At 67.8% G+C, this 23,969-nt stretch carries 21 protein-coding genes and 1 pseudogene; 11 read left to right on the top strand and 11 right to left on the bottom strand.

Going from position 1 to position 23,969, the window contains the following annotated elements; translation table 11 throughout:
• Window positions 1-42 precede the first annotated feature (42 nt).
• From ACWDUA_RS21820 to ACWDUA_RS21810, 3 genes are read left to right on the top strand one after another with little or no spacing between them, the layout of a single operon-like run.
• Window positions 43-999: a hypothetical protein gene (locus ACWDUA_RS21820; protein ID WP_449753104.1), complete on the top strand. Its 957-nt coding sequence runs from the start codon at window positions 43-45 to the stop codon at window positions 997-999.
• The gene (locus tag ACWDUA_RS21815; protein ID WP_449753103.1) at window positions 996-2,246 is read left to right on the top strand and encodes a lipase family protein; all 1,251 of its coding nucleotides are present in this window, start codon (window positions 996-998) and stop codon (window positions 2,244-2,246) included. Before ACWDUA_RS21820 ends, ACWDUA_RS21815 begins: the two co-directional genes overlap by 4 nt.
• Window positions 2,243-2,962 carry a lysoplasmalogenase family protein gene (locus ACWDUA_RS21810; RefSeq protein WP_449753102.1) on the top strand — a complete coding sequence of 240 codons (720 nt, stop codon included), beginning with the start codon at window positions 2,243-2,245 and terminating at the stop codon, window positions 2,960-2,962. Before ACWDUA_RS21815 ends, ACWDUA_RS21810 begins: the two co-directional genes overlap by 4 nt.
• 181 nt (window positions 2,963-3,143) lie before the next feature.
• On the opposite strand, the gene ACWDUA_RS21805 is transcribed toward ACWDUA_RS21810, so the two are convergent.
• Both ACWDUA_RS21805 and ACWDUA_RS21800 read right to left on the bottom strand, forming a co-directional pair.
• The gene (locus tag ACWDUA_RS21805) at window positions 3,144-4,691 is read right to left on the bottom strand and encodes a sugar porter family MFS transporter (RefSeq protein ID WP_449753101.1); all 1,548 of its coding nucleotides are present in this window, start codon (window positions 4,689-4,691) and stop codon (window positions 3,144-3,146) included.
• Between the two features lie 101 nt (window positions 4,692-4,792).
• A complete protein-coding gene (locus ACWDUA_RS21800) occupies window positions 4,793-5,338 on the bottom strand; it encodes a hypothetical protein (RefSeq protein WP_449753100.1) in 546 nt (181 codons plus the stop codon).
• A 32-nt stretch (window positions 5,339-5,370) separates the two neighbouring features.
• Here ACWDUA_RS21800 and ACWDUA_RS21795 point away from each other — a divergent pair, with 32 nt between their 5' ends.
• The 3 genes from ACWDUA_RS21795 to ACWDUA_RS21785 all read left to right on the top strand — a co-directional run bounded on the left by ACWDUA_RS21795 (window position 5,371) and on the right by ACWDUA_RS21785 (window position 8,138).
• On the top strand, window positions 5,371-5,958 hold the full coding sequence (locus ACWDUA_RS21795; protein ID WP_449753099.1) for an HhH-GPD-type base excision DNA repair protein: 588 nt from the start codon (window positions 5,371-5,373) through the stop codon (window positions 5,956-5,958).
• Window positions 5,959-5,967: 9 nt separating this feature from the next.
• A complete protein-coding gene (locus tag ACWDUA_RS21790; RefSeq protein ID WP_449753098.1) occupies window positions 5,968-6,804 on the top strand; it encodes a hypothetical protein in 837 nt (278 codons plus the stop codon).
• Window positions 6,805-6,899: 95 nt separating this feature from the next.
• A complete protein-coding gene (locus ACWDUA_RS21785; protein ID WP_449753097.1) occupies window positions 6,900-8,138 on the top strand; it encodes a wax ester/triacylglycerol synthase domain-containing protein in 1,239 nt (412 codons plus the stop codon).
• A 44-nt stretch (window positions 8,139-8,182) separates the two neighbouring features.
• Here the strand turns inward: ACWDUA_RS21785 and ACWDUA_RS21780 are convergent, their stop codons facing one another.
• The gene (locus ACWDUA_RS21780) at window positions 8,183-9,382 is read right to left on the bottom strand and encodes an acyl-CoA dehydrogenase family protein (RefSeq protein WP_449753096.1); all 1,200 of its coding nucleotides are present in this window, start codon (window positions 9,380-9,382) and stop codon (window positions 8,183-8,185) included.
• A gap of 293 nt (window positions 9,383-9,675) precedes the next feature.
• On the opposite strand from ACWDUA_RS21780, the gene ACWDUA_RS21775 reads away from it, so the two are divergent.
• Entirely contained in the window at window positions 9,676-10,911 is a 1,236-nt protein-coding gene (locus tag ACWDUA_RS21775) for an AI-2E family transporter (protein WP_449753120.1), read from the top strand.
• A 7-nt stretch (window positions 10,912-10,918) separates the two neighbouring features.
• Here the strand turns inward: ACWDUA_RS21775 and ACWDUA_RS21770 are convergent, their stop codons facing one another.
• Window positions 10,919-11,716 (bottom strand): enoyl-CoA hydratase, encoded by a 798-nt coding sequence (locus tag ACWDUA_RS21770; protein ID WP_449753095.1) that lies wholly within the window; start codon window positions 11,714-11,716, stop codon window positions 10,919-10,921.
• Between the two features lie 135 nt (window positions 11,717-11,851).
• Window positions 11,852-13,214, bottom strand: a pseudogene (locus ACWDUA_RS21765) (LCP family protein).
• A gap of 461 nt (window positions 13,215-13,675) precedes the next feature.
• Here ACWDUA_RS21765 and ACWDUA_RS21760 point away from each other — a divergent pair.
• On the top strand, window positions 13,676-14,005 hold the full coding sequence (locus ACWDUA_RS21760) for a transglycosylase family protein (protein ID WP_449753094.1): 330 nt from the start codon (window positions 13,676-13,678) through the stop codon (window positions 14,003-14,005).
• Here the strand turns inward: ACWDUA_RS21760 and ACWDUA_RS21755 are convergent.
• The 3 genes from ACWDUA_RS21755 to ACWDUA_RS21745 form a co-directional block, all read right to left on the bottom strand.
• The gene (locus ACWDUA_RS21755; RefSeq protein ID WP_449753119.1) at window positions 13,993-15,237 is read right to left on the bottom strand and encodes a cation:proton antiporter; all 1,245 of its coding nucleotides are present in this window, start codon (window positions 15,235-15,237) and stop codon (window positions 13,993-13,995) included. The two genes, ACWDUA_RS21760 and ACWDUA_RS21755, sit on opposite strands and share 13 nt — an antisense overlap.
• A 33-nt stretch (window positions 15,238-15,270) precedes the next feature.
• A complete protein-coding gene (locus tag ACWDUA_RS21750; RefSeq protein WP_449753093.1) occupies window positions 15,271-15,675 on the bottom strand; it encodes a hypothetical protein in 405 nt (134 codons plus the stop codon).
• 72 nt (window positions 15,676-15,747) lie between these two features.
• Window positions 15,748-16,221 (bottom strand): MarR family winged helix-turn-helix transcriptional regulator, encoded by a 474-nt coding sequence (locus ACWDUA_RS21745; RefSeq protein WP_449753092.1) that lies wholly within the window; start codon window positions 16,219-16,221, stop codon window positions 15,748-15,750.
• Window positions 16,222-16,243: 22 nt separating this feature from the next.
• Between ACWDUA_RS21745 and ACWDUA_RS21740 the strand changes: the two genes are divergently transcribed.
• The gene (locus ACWDUA_RS21740; protein WP_449753091.1) at window positions 16,244-17,509 is read left to right on the top strand and encodes a multidrug effflux MFS transporter; all 1,266 of its coding nucleotides are present in this window, start codon (window positions 16,244-16,246) and stop codon (window positions 17,507-17,509) included.
• Between the two features lie 769 nt (window positions 17,510-18,278).
• Here the strand turns inward: ACWDUA_RS21740 and ACWDUA_RS21735 are convergent.
• The 3 genes from ACWDUA_RS21735 to ACWDUA_RS21725 all read right to left on the bottom strand — a co-directional run bounded on the left by ACWDUA_RS21735 (window position 18,279) and on the right by ACWDUA_RS21725 (window position 21,839).
• Window positions 18,279-19,520 carry a DUF222 domain-containing protein gene (locus ACWDUA_RS21735; RefSeq protein WP_449753090.1) on the bottom strand — a complete coding sequence of 414 codons (1,242 nt, stop codon included), beginning with the start codon at window positions 19,518-19,520 and terminating at the stop codon, window positions 18,279-18,281.
• A gap of 482 nt (window positions 19,521-20,002) precedes the next feature.
• A complete protein-coding gene (locus ACWDUA_RS21730; protein WP_449753089.1) occupies window positions 20,003-20,656 on the bottom strand; it encodes a response regulator in 654 nt (217 codons plus the stop codon).
• Window positions 20,657-20,672: 16 nt separating this feature from the next.
• Complete coding sequence (locus tag ACWDUA_RS21725) at window positions 20,673-21,839, bottom strand: sensor histidine kinase (protein WP_449753088.1); 1,167 nt, start codon at window positions 21,837-21,839, stop codon at window positions 20,673-20,675.
• Window positions 21,840-21,964: 125 nt separating this feature from the next.
• On the opposite strand from ACWDUA_RS21725, the gene ACWDUA_RS21720 reads away from it, so the two are divergent.
• Window positions 21,965-22,885, top strand: a complete 921-nt coding sequence (locus ACWDUA_RS21720; protein WP_449753087.1) for an ABC transporter ATP-binding protein — start codon at window positions 21,965-21,967, stop codon at window positions 22,883-22,885.
• Window positions 22,885-23,694 (top strand): ABC transporter permease, encoded by an 810-nt coding sequence (locus tag ACWDUA_RS21715; RefSeq protein WP_449753086.1) that lies wholly within the window; start codon window positions 22,885-22,887, stop codon window positions 23,692-23,694. The genes ACWDUA_RS21720 and ACWDUA_RS21715 overlap by 1 nt, the downstream gene beginning before the upstream one ends.
• The last annotated feature ends 275 nt before the right edge of the window (window positions 23,695-23,969 follow it).

Raw genomic sequence — 23,969 nt, 5'->3', positions numbered from 1 at the left:
CCACCCAGTACCGGTGGGACGATTTGCCGTTGAGGAGAGATCATGGCCGCCGCACCGAACACCCCGTCGACGGGGATGCCGCAGACCCGCCGACCACGGACCCGGCGCCTCGGTGCGGGCATCGTCGGACTCGCCGTCGCCACCGGCGTCACCTTCGGTGGCGGCCTCGCACAGGCCGCGCCCGCGGCGCCCGCCGCTCCGCCCGCCCCGTCCGCACCCGCCACGCCGTCCACCCCGAGCTCCCCCGAGTCGCTGCTGGAGCAGATCCAGCTCGGTGCCGTCCCGCTCGACAGCCGGCTCGCCGAGGCCGTCCGCTCACTCAAGGCCGCCGGCGCCGATCAGATGCTGATCCAGGCCGCGCAACTGGTGCAGGGCAGCATCGGCCAGATCTCCCCCGACCAGATCACCGGCCTGCTGGGTCAGCTGGGCCTCAGCTCGCCCACCACGGTGTCCGCCGCGACCTCGGCCCACCCCGCCGCCGGCACCGATCCCCTGACACTGCTCAAGCTGGCCGGGATCCAGACCTTCACCCCGTCGGTGGCACCGTTTTGCACCACGCCCACCGACGACAACCCGCTCGGCATCGTCACCGCCGGCGCCGGCGCGGTCGCCGGACCGTGGCCCCTCCAACAGGACCCCACCACCCCGCTCAACGATCTGCTCAGCCTGATCGGCCTCAAGCCGGTCACGCCGATCAACATCGTCGACGACGGTGAGACCGGCTATGCCTTCGTGCCCGCCTCCGCCACCACCGGCGGCAAGATGCAGGTCGCCTGGTTCAACGTGAACACCCTGCAGGGCGGCGTCGCCGACCTCGAACTACTCGCCGGGACCGAGAACGCCGCACTCACCAAGGTCTTTCCCGCACTCGGCGCGATCCGGCTGGCGCCGGTGAAGACCGGCGACGGCACCATCCTGTCCGCGGTCTACGGCACCGCGCAGAACGGCGACCGTACCTGCTACTTCCTGCCCGCGATCGGCGTGGTCGACGCGAAATGATCACCGTCAACAGACGCCCCCGGCAGGTGGCCGCCCGCCTCCGCCTCGCCGGTGCCATCCTGGCGACCACCGTGGTGGCCGCCGCAGCGGTCACCGGTACCGTGATCGCGTCCGCCGACCCCATCACACCGTCGGGGACCACCCCGACCGACAGCACCACGTCACCGTCGACACCCACGACCGCGCCGACGACCGCTCGGTCGGCGGCGCAATCGGCGGGGTCGGTGTTCGCCAATCGCCCGATCCCCGGCAACGGTCTGCTCGCCGGCGCCCGGTCGGGCAATCAGTTCACGTACTGGTCGACCGGCGCGGACGGTCAGCCGCACCTGACGACCGGGTCGGTGTATCTGCCGAGTGCCGCCGCACCCCGCGGCGGGTACCCCGTCGTCGCGTGGGCGCACGGCTCGCGCGGGCTGGCCGACGACTGTGCGCCGTCGGTCCACCCCACCGACGCCGACGTCGACGCGCTGCGGAGCTGGCTGTCGCGCGGTTACGCCGTGGTCAGCACCGACTACAGCGGTCTCGGCACCCCGGGAACCCCTCAGTACTACGACATCCCGACCACCGCCAAGAACATCGTCGACGCCGTTCGAGCGAGCAAGGACGTGTCCGCGGAGCTGTCGCGATCGTGGGTCGCCGTCGGCGAGGGCCAGGGTGCCTCAGCCGCAATCGTCCTGGCACGCAGCGCAACCGCCGATCAGGGCCCCGCACTCGACTTCCGCGGCGCCGCAGCGACGTCGATCCCGGCCGAATTCGCTTCACTGCTGGGCAATCTCGGGCCCAGCACCACCAATCTGCCCGCAGGTCTGGAGACCGAGGCGCTCTACACCCTCGCCGCCATCCGCACCGCCCATCCGGCGGTGGGTCTCGACGACTACCTCACCGCCGCCGGACGAAGCTGGATGACCAAGGCCACCAGCCTGTGTGCCGCCGATCTGACCCGCGCCATCGGCGCCGTGACGCTCGGTTCGCTGTTCAGCAAACCGTTGTCGGGGAACCATGAGCTCACCACGATCCTCAACTCGGCGTCGGAGCTGCCGACCCGCGGATTCACCCGACCGGTGCTGATGACTCAGACCCTGCAGGACCCGAATGTGGTGGTTCCGGTGACCCTGAAGTACATCAACGACGCTCGGGTCGCCGACCGCCGGGTGACCGCCCGGACCTATCTCACCCCGGACGCCACACAGGCACAGACGATGGCCGACAACGATATCCGACAGTTCGTGACCCGGGTGACCAGGTGAATCGACTGCTGTTCGGTGCGGCGACAGTCGTCGCCACCGCAGCCGGCGCACTGGGCTCGCGCCGCACTGCCGCCGTCACCAAACCGCTGCCGATGTTGTTGGTGGCGGGGGCGGCGGCCCGCGGCTGGCGGGAGCGCCCAGCGCTGGACAATGCCTTGCTGGCCGCCGCTGTCGGTGCGTCGATGGCCGGCGATCGCGCGATGATGCTCGAGGAGTTCTCCCCCCTCGCCCCCGACGATCGGCAGCGTCGTCGGGGGGTATCGGCGCCGCTGACCACCAAGGACGCCCGGCTGGCCTGGGGTGCAACGCTCTTCGCGGTGGCACAGCTCTCGTACTGTGCACTGATGGCTCGCCGGGGTGCGCGCATCCGTGCCCGCTCACTCGCCCCACGCATGGCCGTGCTCGGCGAGTCCGCAGCGATCGTCGCCTACCACCGGCCCCGGCTGTTGCCGGTGCTCGGCCCCTACGGCAACACCCTGGCGGCGATGTCGGCGTTGGCCGCCGACCTCGACCACCGCGGGGACCCGTCCGGCCGGGGACTCCACGTCGGCGGACTGCTGTTCCTGGCGTCGGATCTGACCATCCTCAACCGCCAGCACCTGATCGACCATCCGACGCTGCGCATCGCCGGCGAGATCTGGGTGCTGGCAAGCTACTTCACCGCGCAGGCCCTGTTGATCCGCGGGTTGTCGAAGACACCGCGCCCCATCCACTGAGCAGCCGCGACGTCCCGCTCCAACAACAACCTGGAGCGACCACGAGAACTTCTGCGCAACAACCTCACTGGCCGAGTCGACAACCCCCGACACTACGAAGATCTCGACACGGGTCCTCGTCTTCCGGCTCGGTCCCGGCTCGATCAGCGGACGGACTCGCGACTCAATCAGCGATATGCTCCTACGCCAGGTGCTTCCCGGTGATGTGGGTGAGCTCGGACTCGGCCAAGGCGTCCATCTCCTCGAGCTCCATACCCTTGGTCTCGTGCACCTTCGCGCGGACGTAGAAGAACGACGCTGCCGCACAGAAGGCGAAGAATCCGTAGATCCAGCCGAGGCCCAGCACCTTGGACATCTGCGGGAACAGCATGGAGATGGTGAAGTTGGCCAGCCAGTTGAAGGCGGTGCAGACGCCCAGCGCCACACCGCGGATACGGTTGGGGAACATCTCGCCGAGCATCACCCACATCACCGGCCCCCACGTCGCCGCGAAGGCGATGACGAACAGGTTGGCGCCGATCAGGGCGATCACACCCCACGGGTCGGGCAGCGACGTCGTCGGCTCGCCCTCGGCGCTGGTGGTGGTGATCGACTGGGTGAACGCCACACACGCCATGACCAGGCCGATGAACATGCCGATCGACCCACCCAGCAGGAGGATCCGACGGCCGATCCGGTCGACGAACAGGATGGCCACGAAGGTCATCGCCACGTTGATCGCGGCGGTGATCACCGAAGTGGTGAAGGCGTCGTCGGTGCTGAATCCGACCGACTCCCACAGCGTCGTCGAGTAGTAGAAGATGGCGTTGATACCGACGAACTGCTGCAGGATGGCCAGCCAGATGCCGACCCACACGAGCGGATGCAGACCGAACGACGGACCGCGGATGTCGGCCAGCCGCGCCGACGACTCACGCCTGACGGTCAGCCGGATCTCCTTGACACGGTCGAGCGGGTTCGGCTCGCCGGTGACCTCCTGCAGGATGCGCGCGGCCTCCTCATCGCGATTGCGGCCCACCAGGTATCGCGGTGACTCCGGGATCGACAGGGCGAGCAGACCGTAGACGACGGCCGGCACGACGCCGACGAGGAACATCCACCGCCACGCCTCCAGGCCCCACCACAGAACATTCTCTGGGCCGCCTGCGGTGTTCTGCAGCAACGTATCCGACAGCAGTGCGGCGAAGATACCGAGGGTGATCGCGAGCTGCTGCATCGAGGCGAGGGCACCGCGGTAGCGCGCCGGTGCGATCTCGGAGATGTAGGCCGGGGCGATCACCGAGGCGATGCCGATGCCGAGTCCGCCGAGCACACGCCACAGCAGCAGATCCCAGAGCGTCTGGGTGTAGGCGGTACCGATGGCGGAGATGATGAACAGCCCCGAGCCGAGCAGCATGACCCGTTTGCGACCCCAGAGATCGGCGAGTCGACCGGCGAACCATGCGCCGAGCGCACAGCCGAGCAGGGCGATCGCGACGGCGAATCCGTTGAGCAGGAAGCCCAATCCGAATGTGTTCTGGATGGAGCTGACCGCTCCGTTGATCACCGAACTGTCGAAACCGAACAGGAAGCCGCCCACGGCCGCGGCCACCGACACCCCGATCACCTTGGCGGTGTGCTGGGCCGCGATCTCCGCCCGGTGTTGTTCGGATCTGTTGTGCGCTTCTGACATCGAGTTGACCTCATCTGCACGGGCCCGACGTCGGGTGGTCGGACGACTACGGGTCACGCTACTCGGTGGCCCTCCTCATCCCGAGCGGAATCGGCGCACACACCACGGGGAGTTGTGGTACGCCGGTTCCACCGCCCCGGACGCACCCGGCGGGGCACTCAGGCGAGCGCGCGTCCCGAACAGCTCGAATACTGCGGATTGACCATCGGGACGACGGCGAGGGCCCCGATCTTCTGGTGGATGGTGAACGCCACCGGACCGGACCCCGGATGCACGACCACCTGCCAGGTCACGACCGGTGCCCGGCTCGGCACGGTCACCATTCCCTGCCGGCCCGTCCGCAGATTGCGCCAGGTGACCCGCACCTCGACGGTGAAATCGAGGACCGCCTGCTTGGCCCGGGACGATCCGATCAGCGCGATCGCCGGGCCGGGCAGGCCATCGGACGGGAAGGCGATCTCGTTGAAGACGTCCACCCACACCGGAATCCGCGGGGCAGGCCACGGATTGGCGCTGTCGCAGCGAATCGTCGTGACGTAGTTCGGTTCCGGGTTCGGCAGCGCCGATGCGGTGGTCGTGGTCACGGTCAGCAGCACCGACACCGCGGCGACGATCGTCACGAGGGCCACGAGCACGCGGCGGCCTACCGAGGATGTGCGAACGACGGCGGACGACGATGACCCCAGGGACCCGGACTGCGGCATGGGCCACAGTGTAGGGGCCCTAGGATGGGCCCATGGCGAAACTGCAGATTGCCCAGGATCCCGTCGCCGACGAGTTGCTGTCCACCGACCCGTTCGCACTCCTCGCCGGAATGTTGCTCGACCAGCAGTTCCCGATGGAACGCGCGTTCGCCGGACCCGCGAAGATCAAGGAACGCTTCGGCACCCTCGATCCGGCCGCGATCGCCGACGCCGAGCCCGATGCCTTCGCCGACCTCTGCGCCACTCCCCCTGCCATCCACCGGTACGGGCGGTCGATGGCCGGACGCATCCAGCAGTTGGCCCGCATCGTCGTCGACACCTATGACGGTGACGCCTCGAAGATCTGGTCCGAGGCCACCAGTGGCAAGGATCTGTTCGCGCGGGTCCGGGACCTGCCGGGATTCGGCGAACAGAAGGCCAAGATCTTCACCGCCCTGGTGGCCAAGCAGCTGGGGGTCACGCCGGCGGGGTGGACCACCGTGGTCGGCGACTACGGCAAGAAGGGATACCGGTCGGTTGCCGATGTGACAGACGCGGAGTCGTTGCAGAAGGTGCGCGAGTTCAAGAAGTCGGCCAAGGCGGCGGCCAAAGCCGCCAAGGACGCCGGCGGCAAGGGCTAGGGTTCGGCAATGGGCTCAGACTCCGGTTCCTCCACCCCGAACCGCGGTGGACTCGATGTCCGCAAGCTCGTGGAATTGCCGTTCCAGCTCGGATTCGCCGTCACCGGGGTCACGCTGACCGCAGCCGAATCGGCGCTGAACATCGCGCGGCTGACCACCAGCAACGTCCAGTACGAGGTCAACCACGCGCTCGGGATGTCCGACGACGAGCTCGCCAACGTCCGGGCGCCGTTGGCCCTACTCGCCCAGCTCGCCGAACTCCTCGGTCCGGACCGGCCGTTCGGCCGGATCATCGCCTCCGGAGGACCATTGGAACGGTTGCTGGTGGCAGGCGGGGTGATCGACCGCTTGACCGCCACCGACGGCCTGCTCGAGAAGCTCACCGCCCCAAGCGGAATCCTCGATCGGATGACCGAGGACAACGGCATCCTCGAGCGGTTGACGTCGGAGGGCGGCATCGTCGACAAACTCACCGCACCCGACGGCGTACTCGACAAACTGACCGCACCAGGCGGGGTGCTGGACCGTGCGGCCGAGGACGACGGACTGCTCGATCAGCTCCTCGGCGCCGAGGGGGCCGTGGAACGTGCCATCGCCCCGGGCGGTCCGCTCGACCGGATCACCGAGCTCACCGAGGTGATCGGTCAGCTCGCGCCGAGCCTGGTCGCGATGCAGGACACCGTGCACGAGTTGTCGGCGACGGTGGAACTGCTGAATCAGACGGTGTCACCGCTCGGTGGTCTCGCCGACCGTCTGCCCAAGCGGCTGACGCGCGCCCCCAAGGGACCCGCCGAGGCGGTGCCCCCGCATGTGGCCGGACGCACCACCCACCGAGAGTCGCCCTGAGCCGACGACTGAGCCATACGCCGGGCGGTCGACCACGTCGACCGGGCGCCCGAATTCACCCGCCGGGTACCGGCTACCGTGTCGGGGTGCGACGGATGGAACCAGTGGATGCGCGGGCGCACTGGATGGCGTCGCGGATTCCGTCCGATCAGTTCCTCCTGTACACTTTCGACCTGCCCGACCCGCCACTCGATGTCATCGCGGAGATGCTGGTTCGGCGCGCGTCGCGGGTTCCCGATCTGACCCTGCGGATTCGCGAGGTCCCGGGCACCCTCGACCGCCCCTACTGGGTCGGCGCAGAACCGGAAGCGGAGCAACTGCGAATCCATCATGGCCCGTGGACGTGGCAGGGGTGCCTCGATCGGCTCGGCGAACTGATGTCAGATCAGGTCGACCCCACCCGACACACCTGGCGTATCCATCTGTTCGGTCCGGTCGACGACGAGCACTGTGTCATGGTCCTGCAGATCTCGCACGCCGTCGGCGACGGCAGACGGACCTCGTCGATCGCACGGGAGCTGTTGGCGCCCGATCTCCGGCCTCGGCCGGACGCCTGGTCCGAAACCGGTGTCCCAGGGATCGCCGCTGCTGCACTCGGTCTGGCCCGTTTCCCGATCGGCTTGGCCGACAACGTGTTCCGCGGTATTGCCGCCGCTCGGACGGCACCCGACCGACGCGCGCCCGCGGGTGTGGCGCCGACCTCGCTCAACCGTCCACCCGGTCCGGATCGGCTGCTCCGGACCATCACCGTCGGCCGTGCCGAGCTCACCGCGAGTGGCCACAGTGTCACCGTTTCGGTACTTCGGGCGATCGCACTCGCGCTGCCGGCATACCTCGACGACGACCCCGATCTACGGCCCGTCGTCGAGGTCACCATCGGAGAACGTCCGAACGGTGAGTGCCGCAACAACTTCCGCAATGTCGGCATCGACTTGTCGGCAGACATCACCGGACAGATCCGACGCGCACGAGCCGGCGATCCGGCTCGCCGGGCGGCGCGTCGGGCCGAGGACGCGACCCCGGCACGCCTGGCATGCTGGGGCATCGCACTGTTCGACCCGATGCGACCGCCGACGACGATGACCGGGATCACCGTGGTGTCATCGGTCGATCGCGGGCCCGCCGACCTCGACCTCGCCGGCGCTCCTGTGCTGTCCACCGCCGGATTCCCGGCGCTGTCCCCCGCCCAGGGCCTCACCCACGGAATCCATGGACTCGGCGACACGGTGACGGTCTCGCTGACGACGTCGTCGGAGATCTGTCCCGACATCGACGACTACGTCGCCCTGCTCACCCATGCCCTGTCGGGCACGGGCCGCGCCCGCTCGACGTGACCGAGCGCCCGGTCAACGAGATCGAGCGCCCGCTCGACGGAGGGCTACCGCTTGCCCGCGCTCCACGCGTACGGGAGATCGGTGCCGTTGAGGACATGGTCGCCGATCGCCTGCAGCTTGTAGATCAGCGGGTTGTGCGCGGAGATGGTGCGCGCGTTGCGCCAGTGCCGGTCGAGCCGCAACTGCTCGGAGGTGATCGACGCACCGCCGACCTCGAACAGCTGGGTGGTGGCGTCGAGCACGGTGGTGATCACCGCGTGCTGGGCGCGGGCGACGTCGAACTCCACCTCATCGAGCAGCGCCTCGTCGGTGGCTCCCCCGGCGAGGATCCGATCGAGCTTCTCGGCGATGTCGAGCACCAGCGTCCGCGAGGTGTACGCAGCCGCCGACAGCCGGCCGATCACCTGCTGCACCAGCGGATCCTGACGCGGCAGGTCGGCTGCGGCATGGGTGAAGGTGCGGGTACGCGCACGCACCCACTCGGCGACGTCGTCGAGTGCGCGCTGGGCGATCCCGGCGAGGACGGCCAGCTGCACGAGCTGCAGATACGACGTCGAGTACGTCCGGCCGGGGGCACCGTAACCCGCGCCGAGCACGCGGTCGGCGGGCACGTCCACACCGGCGAACTCGGTGGTGCCGCTGGCGGTGAGACGCTGCCCGAATCCGTCCCAGTCGTCGTGCTGGGTGACACCGGGGGCGTCGGCGTCGACGAGCACCGACACCCGCTCGCCGTCGCGGTCGGCGGCCACCAGGATGTGGTCGGAGTACAGGCTGCCGGTGCTGTAGTACTTGGTGCCGTCGAGCGTGAGCGCACCGTCGACCTCGGTGAGGGTGGTGCGGTAGCGGTCCACCGCGCCCACTCCGGGCTCGGTGATGGCGTTGCCGACCAGGGTGCCGTCGGCGACCGCCCGCAGCCAGTCCTCCCGGGCCGGGGTGTCGGTGGACAGCAGCTGGTCCTCGACGAACGACCAGTGCACCCGAAGAGCCTGCGGCAGATTCGATTCGGCCGCGGCCAGGTCTATCAGCAGACGGAACAGGGTGCGCACCGATGCCCCGTAGCCACCGAACTCGACGGGTACGCGCAGCGCACCGAACCGCACATCCTTGAGCCAGCCGATCTCGTCGCGGGCCAGTTCTCGCGCGGACTCCCGGCGCACCGCGCCCTCGGCGATCCGGTCGAAGACCGGACGGAAGATCTCGTCGAGGTCGGTGTCGGTGTATTCACGGGCGGTCGTGGCGGTCACGGTGGTCCTTCCATCGGTTTCGGGCCCCGACAGTCTGTCGATCCCGGGCCGTGTCGCCCACCTTTGAAACCAGACCGGGATTAAAGGCGTCACCCGACGAGGATGATTTCACCGCGGTGTGCCCGCGATGCCACCTCCCGCGACACGATCACGAACTACGATCCAGCCGGGACCACGCCCGCGCGTGCTGATCCGGGCTTCCCGGAGGTCCCTCGGACGAGAGGGAAACCATGGCGCGTAGCCGCAAGACCCCCGCCCCTGCGGTGGTGCGGGAGAACCCACCCGAGTGGTCCATGCCGCGCGGCACCATCGTGCTGGTGACCCTCGCCGGACTGGTGGTGGCGGTCGCCGGGATCAAGTCGGTGTCATCGATCGTCGCCCCGGTGTTCCTGGCCCTCATGCTCACCGTCGCGGTGTCGCCGGTGGCCGGATGGATCCGGAAGAAGGGCGCACCGACGTGGGTGGCGTTCCTGACCACGATCTTGCTGGTCTACGGCATCCTGATCGGGTTGTTCGCATCCCTGGTCTACTCGGTGGCCCGGCTCGCCACGATCCTGCCGACCTACAGCGACAAGTTCAACGACCTGGTACACGACTTCCAGAACTTCCTCACCTCCCATGGCGTCAGCCACGAGAAGGTGCAGGACATGATCTCCCATGTCGACTCCAGCAAGGTGATCGGCGTGGTCGGCGACGTCCTGCAATCCACCCTCGGCGTCACCTCGGCGCTGATCCTGATCCTGGCCATCCTGTTGTTCATGGCCGCCGACAGCGTCGCCTTCGGCGATCGCATGGATATCCTGCGTGCCGAACGACCGGATGTCGCAGCGGCTTTCACCTCGTTCGCGCAGGCAACCCGAAGCTACCTGTGGGTATCGACGCTGTTCGGTCTGATCGTCGCGGTCTTCGATTCGGTGGCGCTGTGGATCATCGGTATCCCGCTGCCGATCCTGTGGGGTCTGCTGTCGTTCATCACCAACTACATCCCCAACATCGGTTTCGTGATCGGTGTGATCCCGCCGGCGCTGCTCGGTCTGCTCGACGGCGGGGTGGGCCAGATGCTCCTGGTGATCCTGATCTACAGCGTGATCAACGTGGTCATCCAGTCGGTGATCCAGCCGAAGTTCGTCGGCGACGCCGTCGGCCTCTCCACCACGTTGACGTTCATCTCGCTGATCTTCTGGGCCTGGGTGCTCGGCGGTCTCGGCGCGATCCTTGCGGTGCCGCTGACCATCATGTGCAAGGCCCTGCTGATCGACATCGACCCGTCCACGCGTTGGGCCGATGTGCTCGTGACGTCGTCGACACCGAAGCGCGAATCCCCGCCGGAGCCAACCGATCCCGACGCCCCTGGGCCTGAGACACGCGGAGTGGAGGCCGGCGGAGTGGACACGCTCATCGAGTCCACGTCGGCCCGACCGGCATCGAATGGCGCCCCCGAGACCACCGCGACCCCCGACACCCCCGAGACGGGCACCTCACCCGACCCCGGCGACCAGACCGACCCGGGGACCCGACCGGACAAGTGACATCGGCTCAGCTGTCGGTCCACACCGGGTGACGCTTGGCGAGGAAGGCGCTCATCCCCTCCTGTGCATCGCAGGTCATGGCGTTGGTCGCCATGGTCTCCGCCATCATCTCGTAGGCACGCGGCTCGGTCTCGTCGATCTGGCGGTAGAAGGCGCGTTTGCCGATGGCGAGGGTCGAGGCGCTCGATCCGGCGATCCGCAGCGCCAGATCCCGCACGGCACCCTCGAGCTCGTCGGGTTGGACGACGTCGTTGACCAGGCCCCAGTCGGCGGCGGTCTCCGCGTCGATCGGGTCTCCGGTGAGGAGCATCTTCATCGCACGTTTTCGTCCGATGGCCCGGGTCACCGCGACCATCGGCGTGGAGCAGAACAGTCCGATCCGCACACCGGGGGTACTGAACGTGGCCGTCGTCGACGCGACGGCGAGATCACAGGTCGCGACCAGCTGGCATCCGGCGGCGAAGGCCATCCCGGAGACCTCGGCGATCACCGGTTTGTCGAGCTCATGGACGGCCGTCATCATCTCGACGCAGGTATCGAAGACCGCCTGCTCGTCCTCGAGGGTCCGGCCGACGAGTTCGCCGAGATCATGTCCGGCGGAGAACGCCGGACCGAGGGCGCGGATGATCACGACCCGCACCGCGCCGTCATCGGCGAATCCACGGAGAGCAGCGGTGATCGCGCGCATCGTCTCGCTCGACAACGGATTGCGCCGTCGGGCGTTGACCAGGGTGATCACACCCAGCGGCTCGGTGACACCCACCTCGATCGACCCGGCCTGCTCGACGACTGCGGTTTGCTCCACGACGGTCTCCTCACTGCTCGCCCACGACACCACCCAGTGTGCCGGTACGGGGCCGCTCGACCGGCCGGTTCGCACCGAACCCGACCGGCCGGTCAGGTATCCGCCCGCAGGCGATCCGGTCGATCCGCCCCGCGATCAGTCCACGCAGGGGACGCCGTCGCCGGCGTTGATCACCGGGCCGCCGTTGTCGGGGGGAGGACCGCCCGGATCTGTGCCGCCGGTATCCGTGCTGCCGGCATCCGTGCTGCCGGCATCCGGGCTGCCGGCACCCGGGCTCCCACTGTCGACGACGCCACCGACAGCCGACGACGCGTCCGTTCGAGGTGTGGTGGCTCCTGGTCCGGCGACTCGCGGCGCCGAGGACCGCACGCCGAACGCTGCCTGCACCTGCGCGCGGATCGCAGCCGGGTCGATGATGTTGACGTCCTGGCCGTCGACAGTCGCGTAGCGCACCACCGGCAGCGTGCGGAAGGCGATCTTCTGGTCCGGGGTGCTCGCCAGATCCCTGCCCCACGACACCACATCCCACCCCGCCGAGAGCACCACGTCGTCGTCGATCACGCCCAGGAGACGCGTCAGCTTGCCGAGATCGGTCAGCGTGCCGGCCGTGGTGACCTGGTGCAGCGCCGACAAGAGGAAGGCCTGCTGTCGGTGGGTGCGGTCGAGATCACCGTTGGTGAGGCCGTGACGTTGCCGGACGAAGGCCAGTGACCTCGATGCCGAGAGCGTCTGTACCCCGGCCCGGAAGTCGGCGCCCGAGTAGTCGTCGGACACCGCATGGTTCAGACACACCTGCACCCCGCCGAGTGCGGTGGCCAGATCGTAGAAGCCGACGAGGCCGACCTCGGCGAATCGGTCGATCGGTACACCTGTCAGATCACGGACCGCTCGGATTGTCGCCGCCCGACCGGCCTCACGCCCCCGGGTCTCGAGCGTCGCCGGGTCGGTGACGCCATCGGCCTGCAGGGTGTCCTCGACGCGGGCCTTGGTGCGGCCGTACACCTCTTTGATCTTGGCCTGCTCGACATCCGAGGCCGTGGACGGTGACCAGGTCGTCGCGAGGGATGGAGAACGCGGTGATCGGGGTGCCGGCGGCGGGCACGTGCAGGACGATCAGGGTGTTGGTGTTGTATCCACCGACCTCCCCGTCACCGGCATGCAACTGGCGCAGGACGTCGGCCGGGAGGTCGTCGCCGTGCTTGTCCCGGCGGGTGTCCAGGCCCATCAGCAGGATGTTCTGCGCGCCACCGGACGAGCGGGGGCCGTCCCCGAGCGCATCGGAGAAGTCCAGTCCGCCGGTCACGGTGCCGGCGGTCCACCACAGTCCACCGGTGATCACGAACGCCATCACCGACCCCAGGAGCAGCCCGATCCGGGCGAACACCGTCGCCCGCCGACCTCGGGCGGGATGGGAGGGATGGGAGGGATGGGACGGCGGACGCCGCGGCGATGCCTGCGGTACCGACACCGGTGGGTCCGGAACCCGCAACGGCGGCATCCGGGTTGCCGGCGATCGGCGGTATGCCTCACCTGCGGTCAGTCGGTGGCCGTCATCGGCACGGAACCCTCCGCCGGGTGGCCGTCTCGGCGGCGCGGCTTCGGGTGGGTGATCAGCGCCGGGTGACATTGCGGGCCAGGCCAGCCAGCGGGGTCTGTGCATTCCCTGAGCACCACGTCCCACCCGACACATCCACCACAGAGCACGGGAATTGACCAGTGATTCGGCTCACAGTTTATCCATGGCTTTCGTCACAAATCGGACTCTCGCGAATTGCCCCCAGCGCGGTCCGACACGCCGTAATACGCAGGTAATACACGGTAAAATCGCGCCGTTATTCATCCGTGATACGCCGACCGCAGGTCGAGATGTCGGAAGTGACCTGACCGTTACCAACCCCGTATGGTCGCCACCGGTCCGCGAATCACCCGAAATCGAGGGTGAATCAGAGGAGGAAAACGATGACGACCACCATGAAGAAGCTCGCCGTTCGCGCCGGCCTGATCGGTGCACTGGCTGTGGCACCCTTCGGTCTGGCCACCGCAACCGCCTCGGCCGACACCGGCCACAACTGGGACGCCGTCGCCCAGTGCGAGAGCGGCGGTGACTGGGGCATCAACACCGGCAACGGCTACTACGGCGGCCTGCAGTTCACCCCGAGCACCTGGGCCGCCAACGGCGGCACCGGCAGCCCGGACGGCGCCTCCCGCGAGGAGCAGATCCGCGTCGCCGAGAACACCCTGGCCAGCCAGGGCCCCGGCGCCTGGCCGGTCTGCGGTCAGTACCTCTGACCGTCTGACGCAGCTGCGTCCGATTCCGTGTCACCGACGACGGTGCTGTCTTTCCGGGTGAGCAACCGTGCCGCCAGCGGGAAGAGCAGCACCGTCGTCGCGCCGGCTGCGACGAGGATCGACGCGAGCTGCGCACTCATCAGGTCACTGTCGACGGCGACGCTGGTGACCGCCACGATGATCGGCAGGCCGGTCGCCGCATAGAACGCCACCTGAACCCGTTGCCGCTCGTCCGGCGGCGTGGCGCCGTGCCCGATGAATCGTTCCGACACCCATACCGGGACGCCGCGGGCCACCCCGATCCCGATCACGAGGATCACCCACAGTCCGGGACGGCCGGCGACGGCACCCGGATCGATGTTCATCCCGGAGGTCACGAAGAACACCGGGATCAGCAACCCGAAGCCGATCACCTCGAGTCGTCGGGTGACCCCGCTGCCCTCCGGGAGCAGGCGCCGCAGGATGAGCCCGGCGGCGAAGGCACCGAGCACGACGTCGAGGTCGAACACCGCGGCCACCGCCATCAGCGACGCCAGCAGCAAGACCACCACCCGCACCGACAGCTGGAAGGTCCCGGCGTCCATCTCGGTGATCGCCGAGCGCAGTCCCGGTATCCGCGACGCGTGCGCAGGCACCCGGGCGATGAGCAGCACCGCGATCGCGAACAGGACGAGGACGATCGCCGCGCCGAGCAGGTTGCGGCTGGTCAGCAGCAACGACATCGCGAGGATCGGCCCCAACTCGCCGATCGCACCGTGCGCCATCACCGAGCGACCCAGCGGCAGTCGTAGCAGACCGTCGGCCTTGAGGATCGGCAACAACGTCCCGAGCGCGGTCGAGGTCATCGCGATCGCGATGGCCACATGTGCGGTGAAATCGCCGGTGTCGACCAACAGCGCCACCGCCGTCGTCGCGATCACCAGGCTGACCAGCCAGGTCCCGCCGGCGACGGCACCGGTCCGACCGCGCAGCAATGACGAGTCGAGTTCGAATCCGGCGAGCAGGAACAGCATGCCCAGGCCCAGCTGACTCACCGCGGACACCGAGCCGGGATCGGCGATGTCGAGGACATAGGGACCCACCAACATGCCGAGCACCAGCAGGACCACGACCTCGGGTACATAGCGCCGGGTCAGGCGGGCGACCAGCGGGGCCAGGACAGCCGCGACGGCGATCCAGAACAGCGTCGTGGCACTGGATGTTTCCGAGGTTGCCTCCGCGGCGAGAACGATCACCCCGATGATCTTGCCGCACAGGAGCCCGGATCAGCTGCCGGCGGGGTCCTCGCCCGATTCCAGTGCGGAGCCGTCGAGGGCGCTCACGGCGATGCCGTAGGGCAGGAACCGCACCCGACGACTCGGGTCGGTGTTGTACTGGTTGGCGCGCAGGGCGTCGAGTTCGGACGCGTAGACCTGCTCGACCCGCGCACCGCCGGTGTCGTCGACGACGAACACCGCCCACACACCGGACCCGGTCTGTCCGGTGGTCGCCGGTTCGCGCCGGGTCTCGGTGCGGCGGCCGGCGGCGTCGACGAAGTTCGCCCACACACCCGGCGCGGCATTGCCGGCGAACATCTTCCCGAACACCTCGCGCAGGCCCTCGCCGGCCTCGCGGGCGAATCTGTCGAGGTCGTCCGGATCGAATCCGAAGGGCCCGTTCTCACCAGCCATCAGTGGCCTCCCATCGTCGGGTACGGAGCCGCTGTCGGGCGGCCCTGTCCTCCAGTGTGCACTCCGTCACCGTCAGTGGCCGGTGCGCAAGCGCTCGGCCAGGCGGTCCAGCACCCGCAACGTGACCCGGAGGTCGTCCATGTCGATCGGCGCCGCATCCGACAGGGGCGTCTCGTCCAGGGCACCGACGAGGCGCTCCACCCAGAACGCGCGCACCTTGGCGATCGAGTCGTCGGCGACCGGCGTGCCGTACAGCCGGACCGATCGCGCATCGTCGGGGTCGGGACGACGTTCGATCATCGCCTTGGCCTCGAGCGACCGCAGCGCCGCGCTGAGATTGCTCCGTTTGAGCACGGTTGCATCGGCGGTCTCGGCGGGCGTGGTCCCCGGATTGCGGTCGATCCACCGCATCACCGACGCCTCGGTCCCGGAGAGTTCCACCGCCCCGACGGCCCCGCGGGGGCCATGCGGTTCCACCTCACGCCCGACACGCAGGACGCGGTCGGCGATCTCGATCAGCAGATCGTTGCGGTCGACATCCGTCATGTAGATATGTTTTCATAACCAAATGAGCACGTCCACCTCTCCCACCGATTCCACCCGTGGCACTGCGGGTCAGCCGTCGACCACACGAGGTGGCGTCACCGGACGACTCCTGTTGGTCCTGGCCCTGTTGTCGGCAGTGGCACCGTTCGCCACCGATCTGTATCTGGCGGCCTTCCCCGAGATGACCGAGGAACTGCACGCGTCGGAGACCGCGGTCCAACTCTCCCTGACCGCATTCCTCGTCGGTGTGACGGTCGGCCAGTTGACATTCGGGCCGTTGTCGGATCGGTTCGGACGTCGCACGCCCCTGTTGGTGGGTTCGGCGCTGTGCGTCGCCGCGGGTGCGGTGACGGTGATGGCACCGACGGTCGGCGTGCTGGTGGCCGCCCGTTTCGTCCAGGGCCTCGGCGGGGCGGCGGGCATGGTGATCGGTCGCGCGATCATCGCCGACCTGGCCGTCGGCAAGCAGGCTGCACGTGCCTTCAGCCTGATGATGATCGTCGGCGGCGTGGCGCCCGTCATCGCCCCACTGGTCGGTGGATTCCTGGTCGGCCCGCTGGGCTGGCGCGGCATCCTGGGCGTGGTCCTCGCGTTGTCGGTGGCGATGCTGGTGGCGATCATCACCGTGATCCGAGAGACCCTTCCGCCGGAGAGGCGTGCACGTCGCGCAGTTGGTGCGTCGGACACCGAACACGCGCCGTCGGTGCTACGAAACCGTCAGTTCGTCTCGTACAGCGTGGCCTTCGCCTTCGCCTTCGCGGTGTTGATGGGCTATATCTCGGCATCGCCGTTCCTCTATCAGGACATGATCGGGCTCAGCAGTTCGCAGTACGGCCTCACCTTCGGCGCCAACTCGCTGTGCCTGGTCTGCGTCAGCGCGTTGTCCGCGCGCCTCGTCGCCACCCACGCCATCCGCGACCTGATGCGAACCGGCCTGTCGGTGATGTCCACTGCGGTCATCGTCTTCGCGATCCTGGTGGCCACATCGGCGCCCTCCTGGTCGTTGGCCATCCCGCTGGTCGCCGTGGTCGGCAGCCTGGGTCTGGTCTTCGGTAACGGGACGGCACTGGCCCTCTCGTCGGCGGGGGCGCGCGCCGGTCGCGCGTCGGCGGTCATCGGAGCATTGCAGTTCGGCATCGCGGCGGCGGTCTCCCCGCTGGTGAGTATCAAGGGCTCGGCCACCGCGGCCCCGCTGGCGATCGTCATGATCGTCGCCGCCTCGATCTCACTGTGCGCGTTCACCATCGCCGGCCGCAGCCAGACCGAGATCACCGAACAGCCGGTGTAGTTGCGCCATTCGGTCGCATCGGCGCTCCGGACGCGCGCGGTAGTCATGAATGTGTTACCACTGTCGACCGTACAGTACTCTGTTGCACTGCCCCTTGAATCCGCCTACGCCAACGCCGGCACCCCAGAAGACAGACTCAATCATTCACTGGCCGTTGATGATTGAGCCGAGAGGAGCGCAGCGACGAGGCGTGTCGAAACCTCCGCCGGCCGACCTCGCCAACACACCCACCTCTGAGGTGGTCACCACCCAACGCAAGCTGCGGAGATTTCGACACGGGTCCTCGCGATGCTCGGTCCCGGCTCAATCAGCAACGGGCCGTTGACGAGGCGTGTCGAAACCTCCACCGGCCGACCTCGCCAACGCAACCACCACCAGCTACAGAGATTTCGACACGGGTCCTCGCGATGCTCGGTCCCGGCTCAATCATCGTGTAGCCGCTGACGAGGCGTGTCGAAACCCCCGCCGGCCGACCTCGCCAACGTGACCCCCACCGACGTGGTCACCACCCAACGCAAGCTGCAGAGATTTCGACACGGGTCCTCGCGATGCTCGGTCCCGGCTCAATCAGCAAAGAGCGCGTGACTCAATCATGGAAGACGGATCGGCTCAATCATATTGTGGCCGTTGATGGTTGAGCCGACAAGGAGCGAAGCGACGAGACGTGTCGAAACCTCCGCCGGCCGAACTCACCAACGCAACCAGCGGAGGCTCCGACACCCACCCTTATCTCTATGAAGTTCTCAAAGAACACAAGCTCTATCGACAGTCAGGCAGCATTCGGCAGTTCATCAGCGAACCGCCGGTTGTACGCCGGAATCGGACGACGACGCGGATCCACCACCTCCGGTGGGAGCAACCACGGATGAGAGTCGGGTCCCATATACACATCCCATCCGTTGTGATGCACATCGGCATGACACGAGGTGCACAACAGGCAACCGTTGGCCAGGTCGGTGGCACCACCATCCGACCAATGCGCGATGTGATGGGCCTGAGTCCTCGACGCCGGGGCACCACACTTGATGCAACACCGATCCCGCTCGAACAACGCCCGCCGCTGACCGGCGGTGAACAACCGTTTCGCCCGCGCCATATCCAACGGAACCCGTTCGCCGTCGACGATGGTCATCACCACCACACCGTCACACGTCGTTTCGAGGAGGGTGTTGCGGGTGATCGAACCGCCGAACGCCAACTCGGTCTTGTTCGGTGCATCCGCAGGTACCGACAGGGTGATCAACGCTGCCGGTAGAGCAGTGACCGACCGTTCCCCGGCACCGGCGGCCATATCCACAACCATCTCCAAGGCGTCAGCGCGACGTCGGGGCGCCTCGCGGGGGTCTGTCGAACCATCCGGCTGCGGAACCGGAGCCGACAGCTTCTCGATCGCCGTCGCGAGCTTCTCCCCGACAACAACATCAAAACTGCCCGACACCGAGACTCGCCCATCATCGGTGCGCCCGATATCCAGAGCGTTCAGGTTGCGGTCTTCTTTCGCCGGGCGTCCACCGTCGGTATCCGATGAGTGATGGTCCCCCAATTGGTGGGCGCGTGCCATCACCTCGGCCGGTGTCGCGCCGGACAGGACTTGGGCGAGCAGGTCGCCTTCGAAGGTCGCCCAGGTGTCGGTGTCGGGTGGTTCTCCGGCGCGTAGTCCGATCTGGTTGAGTCCGCGCACGATGGCGTCGACGTGTTCACCGGAGATCGCTCCGTCGGCAGCATGGTTCAGTGTCCTGCCGAGGGTCGTCGACGTCCCGATCCGCTGTATCCGGGCAGCGACGGCGGGTGCGAAGCCCATCTCGATCAACAAGGCGATCGGCTTACGCCCGTGATTCTGCGCAACCCCCAGCCGGTCGAGATGACCAGCCCCGGATGCGGTCAATGCATCCACGACGTTCCTGATGGTGACCAGTGTCTGCAGGTCCGCGAAGACGACCGGCCCGGTCGGATCGTCGTCGAAACGACAATCGATGAGTGCGTCGAGAATGGTGTCCAGCTCCCCCTGCATGTGTTCCATTGTAGCGAACATATAGGCGAAGGTACGCCGAATTTGCAAGTCGAACAATATTTATGGATGGATTGTGAAGCCTGTTCACCCTGGGGGTTCGGGTTCACCCGTGGGGCTGTTGGGATGCCGACATCGTCAGCTCACTGGATTGGTTTCGACGTCCGCCCCTTCGTCACTGGTCAACCCAGGCGACGACCGGCCTGGCAGCGAGGGGGCGCCCTGGCCCGCCGGTTGGACATGTCGAAACCAACCAGCGACCCGTTGGTTGCGTTGAGTACCTCGGCCGGCGGAGGTTTCGACACGACTCGTCGCTCCGCTCCTCAGCGGCTCAACCAGCAACTGCCAGTAATTGATTGAGATGCCAAACCCACCCGGCGGAGGCTTCGACACGACACGTCGCTCCGCTCCACATCGTCTCAACACCCCTACTGTACAACCACTTTCGAAGGCAAAGCAGGGACCGAGTCGAAACGCGGCCGACGTCAGACGAGACCCGCGTCGTGGACGAGGATCGCGACCTGAACGCGGTTGGTGGCGTCGAGCTTGGTGAAGATGTGCGAGATGTGGGCCTTGACGGTCGCGACGGACAGGTGCAGGTCGGCGGCGATCTCGGCGTTCGACGCCCCGCGGGCCAGGGCAACAGCGACGTCGCGCTCGCGATCGGTCAACGCCGACAACGCATCCTGCGCGACGCTGGAACCGCCGGTGTCACCGTTGTCGACGACCTGCCGGATGAGGGCGGCGGTGACCGACGGACTCAACGCGGGTCGACCGTCGAGGACGCCGGTGATGGCGGCGACGATCTCGGCGGGCGGGGTGTCCTTGAGCAGGAAGCCGTCGGCACCGACGGCGAGCGCCCGCACCACGTAGTCGTCGGCGTCGAAGGTGGTCAGCACGATCACCGCCGGTGGGTCGTCCCCCGACTTGAGCGCAGAGGTGGCGGCGATCCCGTCCATCTCCGGCATACGCAGATCCATCAGGACCAGGTCCACCGGGTCGGCGGTATGTGTCTCGACGGCGACGCGCCCATCGGCGGCCTCGGCCACGATCTGCAGGTCCGGGGTTCCGCCGAGCAGCAACCTGAGTCCCGAACGGACCAGTGGGTCGTCGTCGACGATCATGATGCGAGCACTCACCGCGTGCATTCTCCTCTCACTCCTGTCCCGGAAGCCAGACGTGCAAGATGAACATCGCATCGTCGGTCCGCGTCACCGAGTGTCGGCCACCGCTCAGGGCGACCCGCTCACCGAGCCCGATCAACCCCAGGCCGGACGGGGGCAACACCGACCTCGCATCGCCGATCGGCAACGGATTGACCACCAGCAGGTCGATCCCGGATGCACGGGCGGGTTCGATCCGCACCGTCACCGTCGCCGCCGGTGCATGTTTGCGCGCATTGGTCAGCCCCTCCTGAACACAGCGATAGAGGGTGCGGACGGTGCTCGCCGACACCGCGTCCAGATCGGCCGACAGGGTGTAGCCGATGCGCATACCGGCGTCGCGGTTCTCCTCGATGAGCGCTTCGATGTCGGCCGGGCGGACCTGCGGCAGTTCGGGATCGGCGTCACCGGGGCCTTCGCGGAGCACCCCGAGCACCTCGCGCAGTTCGGTCAGTGCCAGCCGCGAGTTCTCCTCGATGGTGCGGGCGGTCTGCGTGACCTCCTGCGCCGACAGATCGTCACGGAACGCGAGCGCACCGGCATACATGCTGACCGTCGAGATCCGATGCGCCAGAACATCGTGCATCTCACGCGCGATCCGCGCCCGCTCCACCGACCGCGCCTGCGAGATCTTGGCCTGCTGTTCCTGCTCGGCGAGCATCGCCCGCGACCGCCAGCTCGCGAGAAGCTCACGGCGCGAACCGATGTAGAGGCCCCATGCGATCAACGCCCCGACGATCGCCACGGTGAGTACCACGATCAGGAACATCGGCTCGGATGACGGCGTCGGCCCGGGCACGATCCGCTCGGCCAGGACACCCGCACCGATACCGAGCACCGCCTGCGGCACGATCTCGCGCCACCGCCGCCGCGTCGACAACGACACCAACGCCAGTGCAGCAGGCCCCGATACGGTGATCGACACCAGGCTGGCGACCGCGGTGAAGGTGCACACCACCACCGGATGGGCCCGACGCCACCACACCGCCACGAGTCCGGCGACGCCGAGCAGGACGTCGATCGCCAGCCACCACCGTGCATGCTCGATCTGGTACTCGAGGCGTCCGGTCGTGGCGATCGCCGAGATCACCAGCATCAGCAGCAGTCGCCAGAGGTGCCCCCATCTCGTCAGTCGCGGTTGATAGTCCTCCGGGCGCATGCCCTCACCGTAATGGGGGGCAACCCGGATACGCCTCATCCCCGCGGCGGGGGTGGTGTGCGACTTTCGGCTGATACCGATTCGAGCCCCGCGGCCGATGTGGCACGCCACCCGCACGCGAAACGATGAATGCCATGATCACCGTGGAGAACCTCACCAAGCGATACGGCGACTACGTCGCAGTGGACGACATCTCGTTCGCATGCCGGGCAGGGCAGGTCACCGGCTTCCTCGGACCGAACGGTGCCGGCAAGTCGACGACGATGCGCATCATGGCCGGACTGACTCCCGCCACCTCGGGCCGGGCGACCATCGACGGCCGCACCTACCGCGATCTGGAGAACCCGGCCACCGAGGTGGGCGCGCTGCTCGACGCCTCCGCCCAGCATGCCGGACGTACCGGCGAAGAGATCCTGCGGCTGAGTGCCATGACGATCGGCGTGCCACGCAGCCGCGTCGACGACATGCTCGAGCTGGTCAGCCTCACCCCCGAGGAGGCGGGGCGCCGCGTGCGCAACTACTCCCTCGGTATGCGGCAGCGCCTCGGCCTCGCCAATGCGCTCATGGGCGATCCGCACATCCTGATCCTCGACGAGCCGGCCAACGGTCTCGATCCGGCGGGTATCCACTGGATGCGCGGACTGCTCCGGGACTACGCCGACCGCGGCGGGACGGTCCTGCTGTCGTCACACCTGTTGCACGAGATCGAGATCGTCGCCGACGATCTGGTGGTGATCGGCAACGGCCGGATCGTCGCGCAGGGCACCAAGGCCGAACTGCTCGCCGGCACCGGCACGGTCGTCCGGTCCACCGACGACACCGCCCTCGCCACCGCCCTCATCACCGCCGGACTCCGCGTGGAGGCCGGGACCGGTGGGGGGCTCAACGTGGACGCCGAGCCCGCCGACGTCGGTGCGGTGGCGGCAGTGCAGGGCATCGCCTTGACCGAGCTGCGTGCCGGCGACGGCGCCCGCCTGGAGGAGATGTTCCTGAACCTCACCGCAGCCACCCAACGTGAACAACCGCTGACCGCAGGAGCCCTGTGATGACCACCCTGACCGACACCCACGATCTGCCCGCCACGCCGCGGGCATCCCGGGCGCGCTCGATCCCCATGAGCCGCCTGGTCGCCGTCGAACTGCGCAAACTCACCGACACGCGCGCCGGGTTCTGGCTGGCCGCATCCATCGCCGTGATCTCGGTGATCGTGGCGGTGGCGATGCTGATCGCCAACCGCAACGACCCGGCCAATCTGTACTTCGGCCAGTTCTTCGGGATGATGAACATCCCCACCGGGATCATCCTGCCGGTGATGGCGATCCTGCTGGTCACCGGTGAATGGAGTCAACGCACCGCCCTGACGACGTTCACGATGGAACCCCGCCGACAGCGCATCGTCATCGCGAAGCTGGTGACGATGCTGATCGCCGCCGTCGTCGCGGTCGGTCTGTCGTTGCTGCTCGGTGCGGTCGCCAACGTGGTCGCCGGCGTCATCGCGGCCGATCCCGCGGGCGCATGGACGTTCACCGGTGCCGGTCTGGTGAACGCCCTTGTGCTGCAACTGTTCGGGTTGCTGCTCGGGTTCGGGTTCGCCGCGCTGATCCTGAGCACCCCGGGTGCGATCGTCGCCTACTTCGCACTCCCGACCGCCTTGTCGCTGGTCACCGAGCTGGTGCCGTGGTTCGGCCGCAACATCGGCGCCTGGGTCGACATCAGTTCCACCAATGCCGCGTTCCAGACCGAACACTGGGCGACCGGTGGCGAATGGACCAAACTGATCGTCTCCGGCGTCATCTGGATCGCCCTGCCGCTGACGTTCGGGATCGTGCGGATTCTGCGCAGCGAGGTGAAGTAGGAAGCCGGGCGAGTCCACCGGTCGACCCAGAGCGCCGAACCACGCGCCGTGCGGGGGGTCGTCAGCAAAAGGTCAGCCGATTCTGTGGACTTCCCTGGGATTCCTCTCAGTCACCGTCGGCACCGTGGTGGAGTGACTCATCCCACTCCCCCGGTGCCGCCGTCGTCGTTCCCCCCGCCGCACCCGCAACAGCCGAATCCCCAGCAGCCCGGCCCGCAACAGCCGCACTCCCAGCAGCCGCCCGGGCCGCAGCAGGGACCAACGCAGCAGGGACC

The sequence above is a fragment of the Gordonia sp. NPDC003376 genome, from assembly GCF_053589235.1.
The sequence above is the reverse complement of the archived record's forward strand: the minus strand, read 5'-3'. Positions and strand labels throughout refer to the sequence as shown.

Bases quoted from the DNA above. Each gene is read 5' to 3' on its own strand.
- ACWDUA_RS21760 (WP_449753094.1), top strand. From the start codon at position 13,676: ATGACGACCACCATGAAGAAGCTCGCCGTTCGCGCCGGCCTGATCGGT.
- ACWDUA_RS21740 (WP_449753091.1), top strand. From the start codon at position 16,244: ATGAGCACGTCCACCTCTCCCACCGATTCCACCCGTGGCACTGCGGGT.
- ACWDUA_RS21800 (WP_449753100.1), bottom strand. From the start codon at position 5,338: ATGCCGCAGTCCGGGTCCCTGGGGTCATCGTCGTCCGCCGTCGTTCGC.
- ACWDUA_RS21750 (WP_449753093.1), bottom strand. From the start codon at position 15,675: ATGGCTGGTGAGAACGGGCCCTTCGGATTCGATCCGGACGACCTCGAC.
- ACWDUA_RS21745 (WP_449753092.1), bottom strand. From the start codon at position 16,221: ATGACGGATGTCGACCGCAACGATCTGCTGATCGAGATCGCCGACCGC.
- ACWDUA_RS21715 (WP_449753086.1), top strand. From the start codon at position 22,885: ATGACCACCCTGACCGACACCCACGATCTGCCCGCCACGCCGCGGGCA.
- ACWDUA_RS21820 (WP_449753104.1), top strand. From the start codon at position 43: ATGGCCGCCGCACCGAACACCCCGTCGACGGGGATGCCGCAGACCCGC.
- ACWDUA_RS21815 (WP_449753103.1), top strand. From the start codon at position 996: ATGATCACCGTCAACAGACGCCCCCGGCAGGTGGCCGCCCGCCTCCGC.
- ACWDUA_RS21725 (WP_449753088.1), bottom strand. From the start codon at position 21,839: ATGCGCCCGGAGGACTATCAACCGCGACTGACGAGATGGGGGCACCTC.
- ACWDUA_RS21735 (WP_449753090.1), bottom strand. From the start codon at position 19,520: ATGCAGGGGGAGCTGGACACCATTCTCGACGCACTCATCGATTGTCGT.
- ACWDUA_RS21795 (WP_449753099.1), top strand. From the start codon at position 5,371: ATGGCGAAACTGCAGATTGCCCAGGATCCCGTCGCCGACGAGTTGCTG.
- ACWDUA_RS21790 (WP_449753098.1), top strand. From the start codon at position 5,968: ATGGGCTCAGACTCCGGTTCCTCCACCCCGAACCGCGGTGGACTCGAT.
- ACWDUA_RS21720 (WP_449753087.1), top strand. From the start codon at position 21,965: ATGAATGCCATGATCACCGTGGAGAACCTCACCAAGCGATACGGCGAC.
- ACWDUA_RS21785 (WP_449753097.1), top strand. From the start codon at position 6,900: ATGGAACCAGTGGATGCGCGGGCGCACTGGATGGCGTCGCGGATTCCG.
- ACWDUA_RS21775 (WP_449753120.1), top strand. From the start codon at position 9,676: ATGCCGCGCGGCACCATCGTGCTGGTGACCCTCGCCGGACTGGTGGTG.